Here is a 12,591-nt window from a genome sequence, read left to right as displayed (position 1 = left end):
CAGTAGCAGAATTGCCGGCTTCCCCCAGAAACTGGATGATACTGGGGGAAGAAATAGCATGATTGCTTGTTCTGCAAAGTTCTAAATCTACAAAACGCAATATTCTTAGAAACTTAAGGGGACTGTGATGAAAATAAAAATACTTCTCGTAGTATCGATGATGGTTTTATTGTTTACTGCTTCCATCATACATGCTCAAAATAAAAATTCTCCAGCTGACAATCAGAATGCCATCGATCGGATGACTAAAGAACTGGGACTTAATGAAACTCAACGTAGTAAGGTTGAAGCCATTCTTAATACGGAGCAAAAGAAAGTTGAGGCTGTTTTCAGTGAGGAAAGAAAGAAATTACAATTAATTCAAGAAGAAACTCGATCAAACTTGCAAGCGGTGTTAACCCCCGAGCAAATGGAGAAACTTGAAAATAAAATGCGGCAGGCAGATAGTAAGAATAATACTCAGAAAAAATAGTATCAGTTAGCTTTGTAAGCGGTCGGATCGAGTATATTCGCCGCTTCGAATCCCGCTTTGCGAATACGGCAGGAATCACAAACACCACAAGCCCGTCCTGCTGCGTCTGCCTGATAGCAAGAAACGGTTAAGCTGTAGTCAACACCTAAAGCAATTCCAGCGTGAATAATCTCTTGTTTTGATAAAAGCATGAGCGGCGTATGAATGGTTAGCTGCTTACCTTCAACACTTGCTTTAGTTGCCAGATTGGCCATTATTCCAAAAGCCTGAATATATTCCGCGCGGCAATCCGGATAGCCGGAATAATCAACCGCGTTGACACCAGTAAAAATATCCTGGCAATCCAATGTTTCCGCCCAAGCCAATGCCAGCGACAACATGATGGTGTTTCTGGCTGGAACATAGGTGACCGGAATGCCAGGATTTTCTCCCGATGTAGGTACTTTAATGGATTGATCCGTTAATGCAGATCCACCGAATGTGGCCAGGTCAATCTTGATTATCTTGTGCATATGGGAGTCTAATGATTGCGCTATCTTTTGCGCGGCATTTAACTCTGCGAAGTGTCGTTGACCATAATCGATACTCAACGCATAGCACCTAAAACCTTGGCTGCGTGCAATGGCCAATGTGGTTGCGGAATCCAATCCACCGGAGAGCAATACAATTGCTTTTTTCATTTTATAGTTCGCATTGGTTTTATCGTCCCGGTCCCTCGCCCCAAAGTAGTTTATGCATTTGAAGCTGCATTCTTACAGGTAATTCATCGCGCAATATCCAAGAGGCCAATGTCGCAGGATTCAGGCTATCATAAACCGGTGAAAACAAGATTGGGCATAACCGGGAAAGCTGCTTCCGCTGGATAATTTCACCGGCCCATTGATAGTCCGCTTCATCACACAGTACAAACTTGATTTCATCTTTTGGTGTCAGACAGATAAGATTCTCCCAGTTATTCTTCGTGACTTCCCCGGAACCTGGCGTTTTAATGTCCATTACTTTGCAGACACGTGGATCGACTTGCGATAAATCCAATGCGCCGCTGGTTTCGAGTGACACCGAATACTTTGCATCACAAAGTGCGGTGAGCAAAACTAAGCAAGCTTTCTGAGCGAGTGGTTCTCCACCGGTAACGGTGATGTAGTTTGTTTTATAATGCGCGACCCGGTTCAAGATTTCTGCAATCGAAATATTTTCGCCGCCAGTGAATGCGTAAGCAGTGTCGCAATATCCGCAACGCAAGGGGCAACCCGTCAGGCGTACGAAAACAGTCGGTAATCCAACACGACTTGTTTCACCTTGTAACGAGAAGAAAATTTCATTGACACGCAAGGTTGTTGTTTCTAACGCTTGCATCATTACTAATTACCTGAAGGAAAAAAACGGACTCTACTACTTTGCAGCGAATGCAGCAAACAGCAATTGAGGAATAGATGTTTAAGTTCTGGATTTACCTGATGTTAGTCAGGCGTTGCTTGGCCTTTCCTGCGGCTTCACTTTGCGGATGGCTTAGCAGCAAATTCTCCAAGGTTTTCTTGCCCGCATTGCGGTCACCCATTTCGAACTGACTGGTAGCAATATTGAGTAGGGCATCAGGTACTTTATTGCTATCAGGGTATTTGCCGATCAGCCTTTTTTGCGCATCGATTGCTAATTGATAATCACGCAATGCGTAACGCGCATTGCCAATCCAGTAAGCCGCGCCGGGTGCCAGGCTGGATTGCGGATAATTTTCCAGGAAGCTGTCGAACTGCTCAATAGTGTTGGCATATTCGCCATTCTTGAACGAATCATACGCCTCCTTATAAGCCGCATTTTCCGCCGGACCGGGTGGCGCTAATTCATTCGCTGACAAAGGCCCGGAATCCATGGCCCTAGAGGAGTCGACACTCTCAACTGACGAAGATTCAGGTGTTATATCATTACTGATCGGTGACGCGGCGGCATGCTCGTCGGGTGATGGTGCTGTCATGCTGCGAGGAGAGCTCTGTGGGGTGGAATGAGGCGAAGGCGCCGGGCTACCCGGTTGCTCGATCTGGCGTAGTCGATTATCAAGATCGATATAAAAATCCCGTTGCCGCTTTTGTAACAACGCGTTATCGTTGCTGAGCATTTCTATTTGTCCGTTCAGCTTGCTCAGTTCAAGCCCAAGCGTTTCAACCTGAGTATAAAGTTGCAATAACGCTTCGCTATTCAGCGCTTGATCCATCTTGGCAATACGCGCTTCCATTTCCTTAAACTGTTTGCGCAACGCATCGATTTGTTCACGTGCTTCACTATCACCAAACAATGATGCGTAGCTGACATTGCAATTCAGCAGCAACAATAGAAAGAAAGCGCGTATCAGCATGATTATTCGCCCCGATAAAGAATATCGGTACGGCGATTCTGACTCCAGGTTGATTCATCATATCCCATCGCGCGTGGTTTTTCTTCTCCCAAGCTAACCGACTCAATCTGTACGTCTTGTGCGCCTGACAAAATCATCATGTTCTTAACGCTGTCTGCGCGGCGTTGACCTAGGGCCAGATTGTATTCACGGCTGCCACGATCGTCCGTATTTCCTTGCAGGATAACGCTGGCAGCGGGGTTGTCGCGCAGGAATCTGGCGTGAGACAGCACCAATTCCCTATATTCGCTTTTGACTGTGTAACTATCAAAGTCATAAAAAATGCTACGTTGAGATAAAATGCTGTTGGGATCATTCAATTGGCTGAAATAACTGGGTCTTCCTGAATCGGATCCCATCAAATCACTTCCGCTTAGGCCACTTTCGTTACCTGCGCCGGATGAGAGATCATCAATATCAGGCTGTGTCGTTTGACTGGCGCACGCGGATAACAGAACGATCAATGCAATGCATAATAACTTTCTCATTTGTTACTCCTTTAAAATTAAAAAACTAAGACATTACTTCCATTTTGGTAAAGGACCCCAGGCCGGTTCCCGAATATCGCCTGTTTGTACTGACAGTTGCTGCCGTGTCTGCCCATCTCTGGAAACAGCGGATAATATACCATGCCCATTTATTTCAGTTGCATACAAGATCATTTTGCCGTTAGGTGCGAAGCTGGGTGATTCGTCAAATTTGGAGTTGGTTAGAATCTCTATTTGGCGTGAGCCGATTTCTTGAACCGCTACATTAAACTGATTGTTGTTGCGATGAATAAAAGTAAAGCTTTTGCTGTCATGACTATAATCGGGACTGACATTATAACCACCCTCAAAAGTAAGGCGTTCGGCATTGCCTGATTCTGCAGCAGTTACCGGCATGCGGTAAATTTGCGGGCTACCGCCACGATCGGAAGTAAATATGATATATCGTCCATCCGGAGAGAAGCTAGGTTCTGTATCGATACCGGAGCTTCTGCTCAATCTTTGTAAACCGCTACCATCGGTATTGACCAGAAATATTTGCGATCCGCCCTGACCAGTCAGCACAACCGCCAGCTTTTTTCCATCCGGAGACCAGGCCGGTGCGCTATTGCTGCCTTTAAAGTTGGCAACCGCTCTGCGTTCCCGGGTTGATAGTGTCTGCACGTATACCACCGGTTTTTTGTTCTCAAAAGACACATAAGCCAATTGATTTCCGTCCGGAGACCATGCGGGAGATATTATGGGTTCCGTATATTCAATGATGGATTGCGCATTATAACCATCGGCATCGGCAACCTGGAGTGCGTATTTATTACCTCGTTTTAATACATAGGCGATACGGGTGCTAAATACGCCCACATCACCGGTCAGTGCTTCGTAGATAACATCCGCAATGCGATGTGCTGCAGCGCGTAATTGTGTGGTTGGAACGGTAATAGCCAAACCGGTTAATTGCGATTTCTTGGCAATATCCATAACACGAAACTGAATTTCCACATGATCGCCGGATAAATGCGTAACGCGGCCAATAACCAGCGCATTGACGCCACGATTGGCCCAATCCGCGTAAGCCACCTCCGCAGGCGAATGTGGCGACGAACCGGCGGGATCTATCAATCTGAACAATCCAGTACGTTGCAAATCGGCACTGATAACCGGGGTGATATTTTGCTGAAGTCTATTTTCCTCGGCAAAAGGAACGATGGTAATCGGAATACGGGATGCGCCACCGCCAAAAATTTCGATATTCAGTTGTGCATGGAGTGATGAATTGATCAGCCATAGAAGCAGAAACAGTAAACCACGCATTGATTTAGAACAGTAAATTGACATAAGCATTAAATTTTCAAGAAGCGTTAATTTTTGCTGATTATAGCAATCATTCACGATAATGCACTGTAATATTAAGATTGCGAAATTCATTAAACAGCGCGGGATCCGGAGGTAAGGGCAGTGGTTTTGACAAATGGATCGCGCGTTCCACGGCATTGTCAAAAACAGCATGTCCGCTACTCCTGCTCAATCTAACTTCGAGAATGTCACCGCCGGGGAGCAGTGTAATACTGAATTCAGCGATAGGATTGCCCGGTAAATCAGGCGGCATTACGATTCTGCTCCTGATCTTGGCCTGGATCAGGGCCTTATATTTCGAAATTTCATTGGTTATCTGATTCCTTGCTGCTGCTTGTTGCGCAGCGCGTTGCGCTTCAGCTTCCCGTTGCGCTTTTGCTGCTTGTTCTCGCTGTTGTTGCGCGGCCAACTCTTTTTGTTTTTGTAGTTCTTTTTGTTTCTCTAATTCCTTCTGCCTGGCTAATTCTTTTTGCTTTTCCAATTCCTTTTGTTTTTCTAATTCTTTCTTTTTTTCAAGCTCTTTTTGTTTCTCCAGTTCTTTTAATCTTTCCTGTTCCTGTTTTTTTTGCCGTTCCAGATCCGGTTTGATTTCTTTAATGGGATCTGGCTTCTGTTGTATCGTGATATCAGGTTTTTTGACAGGCGGCGTTACCGCTGCTTGCTGTGGCGCTGGTTTTGCAGGTTCGGGTTTTACGGGCTCAGGTTTTGGTCGCTCTGGCTCGGGCTTTGGTTTAACGGGTTCAGGCGCTGGTTTGATTTGTTTGGGTGGTGATTGAGTTTTCACTGACTCCTGAATGGGCGTGGGCAACTCCGTCCAGATTTCGACCATCATGCCTTCGGGTTGCTGATCCTTCCAATTTAAGCCAAAAATCAATACTGCGATAAATACAAGATGTACCAGCACAGCCAGTGCGCCAGCCAATAGTATTCTCGGTTCAGAATAGGATGAATTGCGTAAGGCACTTACACTCATTACAAATAGTTCATTTTTGTTGTGCCAGTAAACCCACTTTCTGCACCTGATTCTGCTGCAGCACATCCATTACCTTGATGACTTCTTCATAGCGGACGTTTTTGTCAGCGGCAATCACTACGGGCTGTGCCGCATTTTGCGCCTGCTTTTGTTTGATAGCTTCAATCAATTGATTCTGATCAACACTCTGCTCTGCCGATGATACGGCACGATCGCGCAAAGCAAGGCGACCATCCGCCTGTATGATCACTTCCAAGGGTAAGGCCGGTGTTGCCAGCGATTTGCCGATCTGAGGTAATTCAATCTGCCCATGATTGATCATGGGTGCTGTGACCATAAAAATAATCAGCAATACCAGCATTACATCAATGTAGGGTACCACATTGATTTCATTCATTAGCCGATGTTTTGCACGCCGCGCCATAGAATCCTCTTATATCAGTTTATCCGGCTGCCCGCCGTTGCAATACATTGGACAATTCTTCCATGAAACTCTCAAAACGGGTTGCCAGTTGATCGGTGCTGCTGGCATAGCGGTTATAGGCGACCACTGCTGGAATGGCCGCAAATAATCCCATTGCTGTTGCAATTAAGGCTTCTGCGATTCCAGGAGCGACATGCGCAATGGTTGCTTGGGTAACGCTGGAGAGGCTGCGGAAGGAATTCATAATACCCCACACAGTGCCTAACAAGCCGATGTATGGACTGACTGAGCCAACGGTAGCCAGGAATGACAAATGTGATTCCAGATAATCCATTTCCCGCTGATAAGTAGCGCGCATGGCTCTGCGAGTGCTTTCCATTACCGCGTCAAGATCAGATCCGGCAGGGTGCTTGTTAAATTCACCAAAACCGGCAGCAAAAATTCGTTCCAGACTCCCGGAGTCATAGCGTGCGCTCGTTATTCGCTGATGCAGCGCATTCAAATCTACTCCGCGCCAGAAAATATCCTCGAAATCATCAGTTTTCCTTTTCTCATTGCGGATAACAAATAATTTACGAAAAATAAACCACCAGGAAAAAAATGAAATCAATACCAGAATCAGCATTACCAGTTGTACCAATACACTGGCGCTGCTGATCAGATAAAGAAATGACATATCTTGTGTTACTGTTGTGCTCATGCGGGCTTCCCAATTTTTTCACGAAGAGATGCAGGAATACTCACAGGTCTGAGTTTTTCCGCATCGACACATACCACATGAATTGTGGCATTTGCTAACTTGATACGATTGCATAAAACTTCTTGAAATAGCGTGATGCGACTTCTGCCAACTTCCAGAACTGACACCGTTATATTCAGTAAATCATCCAATACCGCTGGCTTTAAATATTCGATGTCAATTGAACGTATCATGAACAATACTTTAGATTCTGCAATCAATGTGTTGGCATTAAATCCAAGTTCTCTAAGCCATTCATAGCGTGCTCGTTCCATGAAATTCAAGTAGATTGAATGATAGACCACACCACCTGCATCCGTATCCTGATAATAGACCCGGAGCGGTAATGAGAAGTGGTGGTGTGTCAGCATGGTAAGCGAGTGACGCTAGGCTTCATTCTGATCGTACATTAGCAGGAAAAACGCCTGTCGATAAATAGCGATCGCCCCGGTCACACGCGATAAAAGCTATGATTGCGTTTTCAACCCGGACGGATACTTTAAGTGCCGCCGCTAAAGCGCCGCCCGATGAAATGCCTGCAAAAATTCCTTCTTCACGCGCTAACCGGCGTGTCATATCTTCGGCTTCATACTGAGAAACGTAGATCATTTCATCAACTTGTTTCGCATCGAAAATTTTTGGTAAATACGCTGGAGACCATTTGCGGATGCCGGGTATTTGCGCTCCCTCTTCCGGCTGTACGCCGATTATTTTAATGGGAGTTTGTTGCTCCTTAAAGAATTTTGAACAACCCATAATCGTACCTGTGGTTCCCATGCTGCTGACAAAATGGGTGATTTTTCCTTGCGTGTCGCGCCATATTTCCGGTGCCGTACCTTCATAATGCGCTCGTGGATTATCCGGATTTGCAAATTGATCCAGAATGATACCTTGACCTTCGTTACGCATTTTTTCTGCCAGATCCCGTGCTTGTTCCATGCCACCGGATTTCGACGTCAGAATAATTTCCGCGCCGTAGGCGCTCATGGATTGCCGTCGTTCAATGCTCAAATTCTCCGGCATGATCAGTATCATGCGATACCCCATCATGGCGGAAGCCATGGCCAAAGCAATCCCGGTATTGCCACTGGTGGCTTCGATCAGCGTATCGCCTGGCTTAATTTCTCCGCGTTGTTGCGCATGTGAAATCATCGATAGTGCCGGGCGATCTTTCACTGATCCCGCAGGATTATTACCTTCGAGCTTGACAAGAATCGTGTTGGAAGTTGATCCGGGTAAATACTTGAGTCTTACTAAGGGTGTATTACCAACAAAATTTTCAATCGTTTTGTGCATGATGCAAACTTTACCATAGATAAGTTCAATTATCGCATAAGCTGCCAGCATTGAAAGAAAGTAATCATGCAAATAAAAACCCTCCCTGAAGATAATTCAGAGAGGGTTAATTAATCCACTGCAAATACTACTCCTGTTTGACCGGAGCTTCTGTGGCTTTTTCACCTTCGACGGTAATTGCATCGCGAAGTTGTTTGATAGTTCCTTGACCAATACCGCTTACTTTCGCTAAATCATCAACGGAAGCAAAGGTGCCGCTTTTTTCGCGATGTTCGATAATCGCTTTTGCTTTAGCAGGACCAATCCCTTGTAAAGATTCGAGCTCAGCTTGCGACGCCGTATTGATATTGACTGCTGCGAATGCGGTGCCATTAAATAAGAATACCAGAGCTATCAGTAAAAACCATTTCTGCATGAATATCTCCTTTACAAAACAAATACTGATGCATGCAACAAAAGCAGTGCTTCAGTTTTTATGGATTAAAAAATACCTGAATACATAAACCGCCATGCATGCAGGTCAAAGTGATATCGGAATTTGCAGAAATTAATTTAGAAGTAAATTAGTTTATATAAATCAAAATATTATTGGATTGTTGATAATAAAATCAAGCATTGCGAAAACGCGAATGTTTGACAATCAAAATCGTGACCAGCGGCAAAACAAAACCGATGACCGTGACGGTAATCAGTAAATGTCCCAATTCACTATAATCTGCCGGAATAGTCACTTGACCGGAAACGACATCTTTTACTTCGCGTTTTACTTCGTAAATCTGATTGAGATATTTTGTTCCGAGTTGCGAAGCCGAAAGTGCCAGATTGGTGAATGATGCCATCACAGCAAAGAAAGTGGCCTTAAGTTTTTCCGGTGCGGAGTTGGCGATCCAGGCTAACATTGGGATCATGGCAATCTGACCGAGCGGCGATTCCAGCGCGGTATCAATCAGTGCAATGAAACGGGCATCGACCACTCCGCCGGTCATTGCTGCTGTCCAATGATGCAGTTCAAAATACATGCCAATGATCGGTAATGAAAGAAATGTTCCTACGATCGTGAGAAAGCCGATGATATAAGCGATCGAGCGCTCGGCCATAAAGCGGCGGAAAATGAACATGCCGAATAGCGTTAATGTAGCGCCGACTAATGATAAAACGGCAAGAAACTGCTGATCAAAACCCAATTCGTCAATCATCCACCAGGTAGAACCGGCGCCGGGTCCCGGAATGGCGCGAAATATGAATATCAGTACGGCCGTGCCTACTAATACGTTGCGAGCCTCGGGCTCAAGCTCGCCGGTTAATCGCCACATCAGAAATATGACAATGATCATGGAAATGACAAAAATGATCTCTTCGCTGCCGGGCATGCGGCTCAGGCCGACACTCAGGGATATGATTGTGAAGGCTAATCCGCCGCCTAGAATCCACCAGTTTATTGCGGGCGATTCTGAATGTATGTTGAGTAGCCTATCAGCTTCCTGACGGCTATGTCCCAGTGCGAGAAAATGCTTGTATTCGCGACGACGTAACCAGGATGCAAAGACAACGCCAAAGATTGAAATTAACGGAATAATCAAAGCAAGTTCATACACCAATAAATACACCGCTTCTTTTTCCACTTCCGGTAATGACCCGGCATCGCGGAGTACAAAAACATTGACTACGGATACCAGCACACCGCCGCCGATAATGGCGACACGTCCCAGGGTTTGCATCGTGACATGCATCAGTTTGCGTTTTTCTAAACCCAGCTTATTACCATTTTCGTCTACGCGCGGTACTGCTTCAACGGTCATGGCATCGGCCACCACATCCTGTAAAACATAGCCGATCGGAGCCAGTAACGCCGAGGCTACATACCAAGCTTCAACTGAAGCCATAGCGGTCATGGCTTCAGTATGGCCGAGCAATCCAATCATGATTAACAGGCTTAGCATGATCAAACTGGCGCCCAGATATACCAGCAAGCCCTTCCAGTTCCAGATCAAATCAACCAGATGTCCCATCGGCATTTTAAGCGCCCATGGCAACATCATCCAGAATCCCAGCATGGCTAGAAATTCGGCGGAAAGCCCAAGTTTTTCTTTGACATAAAACGTACCAACGATACTTGTCAGACCTGATATACCGGCAGCGACGTATACCATCAAGGGTGGTAAATAAGACAACCGCATTTCACGGCCCAAGGCAAGAATATTGACGCTAAACCATTGTGCGATTACAGATAGAAAGCGGTTTGCCGGTAATGGATTTTTCATAAATTTGATATCATTTTCATTTTTAAATGCAGTCAGTTTTGTTTTGGTCTGACACCTACTTGTACCGGAAAAGATTTTTCTTGCTTATTGCGAATGACTGTAACAGTTACCACTTTACCCGGCGGCAATGCAGCTACGTAATTGAGCATTTCCGATGAATTTTTAAGTGGTTTGCTCTCGATTGCAATCAGTATATCGCCTGGTTTTATTCCCGCTTTATCGGCCGGACCGTCTTTAAGAATACTGGCTATCAAGGCCCCCGATGGATGATCCAGATTGAATGACTCTGCCAGCGCTTCCGTCATATCTTGCATGCTGACTCCCAGCCAGCCACGGATTACACCGCCAGACTGAACGATCTGTTCCATAATTTGTTTGGCAGTATGAATTGGAATTGCAAAGCCGATGCCGAGTGAGCCGCCGCTGCTGGAATAGATTGCAGTGTTGATTCCAATTAGATTGCCTGAGGTATCAGTCAATGCTCCACCAGAGTTGCCCGGATTGATCGCTGCATCGGTTTGAATGAAATCTTCAAAGGTATTAATTCCTACCCGGCTCCTGCTCAGTGCGCCAACAATTCCCATAGTAACACTTTGACCAACCGCAAAGGGATTGCCCACAGCAAGCACGACATCGCCTACTCTAACCTGCTGTGATTGGCCAAACGTTATGGCTGGCAAGTCTTTCAAATTTATTTTGAGTACTGCCAGGTCCGTTTCAGGGTCGGAGCCAATCAGACGGGCTTTGGTTTTTCTGCCATCAATCAGCGCAACTTCAACTTCGTCAGCGGTTTCAACGACGTGGTGATTGGTCAGTATATAGCCATTAGAGCTGACAATGACCCCGGATCCCAGACTTGAAGTCCGCTTTGGTTTGGATTCTGACTGGTCACCAAAGAACCTGCGAAACGTAGGATCATTCAGCAAAGGATGAGCAGGTTCTTTGACTTCCTTGCTGGTGAAAATATTAACAACAGACGGCATGGCAATTTCAGCGGCTTTGGCATAGCTATCCGGTCTTTCTGATGTAACCGCAGGCGCAACTTCCCTTACGGTTACAATTTCTCCTCGTGGTTTCCAGGAGAGCAAATCCGGTCGCAATGTTGATACGACAAAAAAAATAGCCAGCAATACTGTTGCAGTTTGTGCAAAAATTAACCAGAGTCTGTACATCAAAATGTGTTCCCCCACAATAAATAATCGTAATATTAATATATTGCGATGCAGTATAAGAAACCAAGGAGGAAATCAATGGATCGAGATGAGCTGGAAAATCATCTGAATCAATTACTGGATATACCCCGCTTTCAGGATTATTGCCCAAATGGGTTGCAAGTGGAAGGGCGCAGCGATATTCATATCGTTGTCAGCGGTGTAACGGCTTCGCTCGATCTGCTGCAGGCGGCGCTGGCAGCAAAAGCGGATGCAGTTTTGGTTCACCATGGCTATTTCTGGCGTGGTGAAGATATGCGCATCACTGGAATAAAAAATCGTCGTATCGCTTTGTTAATGAATCATCAGATCAATATGTTTGCCTATCACTTACCGTTAGATGCGCACCCGGATTTCGGCAATAATGCGCAATTGGGGCAAAAATTGGGGTTTGTTGAGTATGGCCGTTTTGGCGGGCAGGATATCATGATGCAGGGAGAGCTGAAAGAAACCATGAGCTTGGCCGCGTTGGGTGATCGAATAGCGCAAACCCTGTTGCGTAAGCCGATGATAATTGGTGACCCTGATAAAATCATACAACGGATCGCCTGGTGTACCGGCTCCGCGCAAAATTATTTTGACGCAGCTATTCTGCAAGGAGTTGATGCTTATTTGACGGGTGAAATTTCAGAACACAATGTACATACCGCGCGTGAATCAGGTGTCGCATTTATTGCCGCGGGACATCATGCAACGGAACGCTATGGTGTGCAAGCGCTGGGAAATTACATTGAACAGGAATTTGGAATACAACATCAATTTATTGATATTGAAAATCCTGTGTAATGGGTAAAGTTGACATCGAAGAAATATCGGTATAATTCTAATACCGGTTTTATTCCTCTTTGTTTTTGTCACCTTGCTTTTTTTTGCCTGAAAACATAGTCCACCAGATAATGAATAGAAATAAACCCAATGCCACTGCCGCTTCGACGATTAGTAACCACATAATTTAAATTGCTTGCTGTCTCATAATTGAATTGAACTG

General features: G+C 45.4%; 15 protein-coding genes. 2 read left to right on the top strand and 13 right to left on the bottom strand.

Features of this window, described 5'->3' with window-relative positions; all coding sequences use genetic code 11:
- The first annotated feature begins 127 nt into the window (after positions 1 to 127).
- Positions 128 to 472, top strand: coding sequence for a Spy/CpxP family protein refolding chaperone (locus C4S39_RS00570; protein ID WP_103965113.1), 345 nt, complete (start codon positions 128 to 130; stop codon positions 470 to 472).
- Between the two features lie 2 nt (positions 473 to 474).
- Here the strand turns inward: C4S39_RS00570 and queC are convergent, their stop codons facing one another.
- The 13 genes from queC to C4S39_RS00505 form a co-directional block, all read right to left on the bottom strand.
- Positions 475 to 1,152, bottom strand: a complete 678-nt coding sequence (queC, locus tag C4S39_RS00565; protein WP_103965112.1) for a 7-cyano-7-deazaguanine synthase QueC — start codon at positions 1,150 to 1,152, stop codon at positions 475 to 477.
- Between the two features lie 19 nt (positions 1,153 to 1,171).
- Positions 1,172 to 1,828, bottom strand: coding sequence for a 7-carboxy-7-deazaguanine synthase QueE (gene queE, locus C4S39_RS00560; protein ID WP_181023721.1), 657 nt, complete (start codon positions 1,826 to 1,828; stop codon positions 1,172 to 1,174).
- Between the two features lie 94 nt (positions 1,829 to 1,922).
- Positions 1,923 to 2,822 (bottom strand): tol-pal system protein YbgF, encoded by a 900-nt coding sequence (ybgF, locus tag C4S39_RS00555; RefSeq protein WP_103965110.1) that lies wholly within the window; start codon positions 2,820 to 2,822, stop codon positions 1,923 to 1,925.
- A 2-nt stretch (positions 2,823 to 2,824) separates the two neighbouring features.
- Entirely contained in the window at positions 2,825 to 3,349 is a 525-nt protein-coding gene (gene pal, locus C4S39_RS00550) for a peptidoglycan-associated lipoprotein Pal (protein WP_103965109.1), read from the bottom strand.
- Between the two features lie 33 nt (positions 3,350 to 3,382).
- Positions 3,383 to 4,681 (bottom strand): Tol-Pal system beta propeller repeat protein TolB, encoded by a 1,299-nt coding sequence (tolB, locus tag C4S39_RS00545; protein WP_103965277.1) that lies wholly within the window; start codon positions 4,679 to 4,681, stop codon positions 3,383 to 3,385.
- Positions 4,682 to 4,727: 46 nt separating this feature from the next.
- Positions 4,728 to 5,672 (bottom strand): cell envelope integrity protein TolA, encoded by a 945-nt coding sequence (tolA, locus tag C4S39_RS00540; protein WP_103965108.1) that lies wholly within the window; start codon positions 5,670 to 5,672, stop codon positions 4,728 to 4,730.
- A gap of 10 nt (positions 5,673 to 5,682) precedes the next feature.
- Entirely contained in the window at positions 5,683 to 6,096 is a 414-nt protein-coding gene (tolR, locus tag C4S39_RS00535; protein WP_103965107.1) for a protein TolR, read from the bottom strand.
- A 19-nt stretch (positions 6,097 to 6,115) separates the two neighbouring features.
- Positions 6,116 to 6,796 (bottom strand): protein TolQ, encoded by a 681-nt coding sequence (gene tolQ / locus C4S39_RS00530; protein WP_062557952.1) that lies wholly within the window; start codon positions 6,794 to 6,796, stop codon positions 6,116 to 6,118.
- Complete coding sequence (ybgC, locus tag C4S39_RS00525) at positions 6,793 to 7,206, bottom strand: tol-pal system-associated acyl-CoA thioesterase (RefSeq protein WP_103965106.1); 414 nt, start codon at positions 7,204 to 7,206, stop codon at positions 6,793 to 6,795. Before ybgC ends, tolQ begins: the two co-directional genes overlap by 4 nt.
- A 22-nt stretch (positions 7,207 to 7,228) precedes the next feature.
- Positions 7,229 to 8,131, bottom strand: a complete 903-nt coding sequence (gene cysM / locus C4S39_RS00520) for a cysteine synthase CysM (RefSeq protein WP_103965276.1) — start codon at positions 8,129 to 8,131, stop codon at positions 7,229 to 7,231.
- A gap of 127 nt (positions 8,132 to 8,258) precedes the next feature.
- On the bottom strand, positions 8,259 to 8,546 hold the full coding sequence (locus tag C4S39_RS00515) for a ComEA family DNA-binding protein (RefSeq protein ID WP_103965105.1): 288 nt from the start codon (positions 8,544 to 8,546) through the stop codon (positions 8,259 to 8,261).
- A gap of 193 nt (positions 8,547 to 8,739) precedes the next feature.
- Positions 8,740 to 10,392 carry a hypothetical protein gene (locus C4S39_RS00510; RefSeq protein WP_103965104.1) on the bottom strand — a complete coding sequence of 551 codons (1,653 nt, stop codon included), beginning with the start codon at positions 10,390 to 10,392 and terminating at the stop codon, positions 8,740 to 8,742.
- A 32-nt stretch (positions 10,393 to 10,424) separates the two neighbouring features.
- The gene (locus C4S39_RS00505) at positions 10,425 to 11,564 is read right to left on the bottom strand and encodes a Do family serine endopeptidase (protein WP_103965103.1); all 1,140 of its coding nucleotides are present in this window, start codon (positions 11,562 to 11,564) and stop codon (positions 10,425 to 10,427) included.
- Positions 11,565 to 11,642: 78 nt separating this feature from the next.
- On the opposite strand from C4S39_RS00505, the gene C4S39_RS00500 reads away from it, so the two are divergent.
- Positions 11,643 to 12,389 carry a Nif3-like dinuclear metal center hexameric protein gene (locus C4S39_RS00500; RefSeq protein ID WP_103965102.1) on the top strand — a complete coding sequence of 249 codons (747 nt, stop codon included), beginning with the start codon at positions 11,643 to 11,645 and terminating at the stop codon, positions 12,387 to 12,389.
- Positions 12,390 to 12,591: the final 202 nt, after the last annotated feature.

It is taken from the genome of Nitrosomonas ureae (assembly GCF_900108305.1).
GTDB classification, from domain to species: Bacteria; Pseudomonadota; Gammaproteobacteria; order Burkholderiales; family Nitrosomonadaceae; genus Nitrosomonas; species Nitrosomonas ureae_B.
Note: the sequence above shows the minus strand (reverse complement) of the source record. Positions and strands in the feature narration are given on the sequence as shown.

Excerpts from the sequence above, each read along its gene's own strand:
- C4S39_RS00500 (WP_103965102.1), top strand. The coding sequence starts at position 11,643 with ATGGATCGAGATGAGCTGGAAAATCATCTGAATCAATTACTGGATATA.
- ybgF (WP_103965110.1), bottom strand. The coding sequence starts at position 2,822 with ATGCTGATACGCGCTTTCTTTCTATTGTTGCTGCTGAATTGCAATGTC.
- C4S39_RS00515 (WP_103965105.1), bottom strand. The coding sequence starts at position 8,546 with ATGCAGAAATGGTTTTTACTGATAGCTCTGGTATTCTTATTTAATGGC.
- cysM (WP_103965276.1), bottom strand. The coding sequence starts at position 8,131 with ATGCACAAAACGATTGAAAATTTTGTTGGTAATACACCCTTAGTAAGA.
- C4S39_RS00570 (WP_103965113.1), top strand. The coding sequence starts at position 128 with ATGAAAATAAAAATACTTCTCGTAGTATCGATGATGGTTTTATTGTTT.
- C4S39_RS00505 (WP_103965103.1), bottom strand. The coding sequence starts at position 11,564 with ATGTACAGACTCTGGTTAATTTTTGCACAAACTGCAACAGTATTGCTG.
- queE (WP_181023721.1), bottom strand. The coding sequence starts at position 1,828 with ATGCAAGCGTTAGAAACAACAACCTTGCGTGTCAATGAAATTTTCTTC.
- queC (WP_103965112.1), bottom strand. The coding sequence starts at position 1,152 with ATGAAAAAAGCAATTGTATTGCTCTCCGGTGGATTGGATTCCGCAACC.
- tolR (WP_103965107.1), bottom strand. The coding sequence starts at position 6,096 with ATGGCGCGGCGTGCAAAACATCGGCTAATGAATGAAATCAATGTGGTA.
- pal (WP_103965109.1), bottom strand. The coding sequence starts at position 3,349 with ATGAGAAAGTTATTATGCATTGCATTGATCGTTCTGTTATCCGCGTGC.
- tolQ (WP_062557952.1), bottom strand. The coding sequence starts at position 6,796 with ATGAGCACAACAGTAACACAAGATATGTCATTTCTTTATCTGATCAGC.
- C4S39_RS00510 (WP_103965104.1), bottom strand. The coding sequence starts at position 10,392 with ATGAAAAATCCATTACCGGCAAACCGCTTTCTATCTGTAATCGCACAA.
- tolB (WP_103965277.1), bottom strand. The coding sequence starts at position 4,681 with ATGTCAATTTACTGTTCTAAATCAATGCGTGGTTTACTGTTTCTGCTT.
- ybgC (WP_103965106.1), bottom strand. The coding sequence starts at position 7,206 with ATGCTGACACACCACCACTTCTCATTACCGCTCCGGGTCTATTATCAG.
- tolA (WP_103965108.1), bottom strand. The coding sequence starts at position 5,672 with ATGAGTGTAAGTGCCTTACGCAATTCATCCTATTCTGAACCGAGAATA.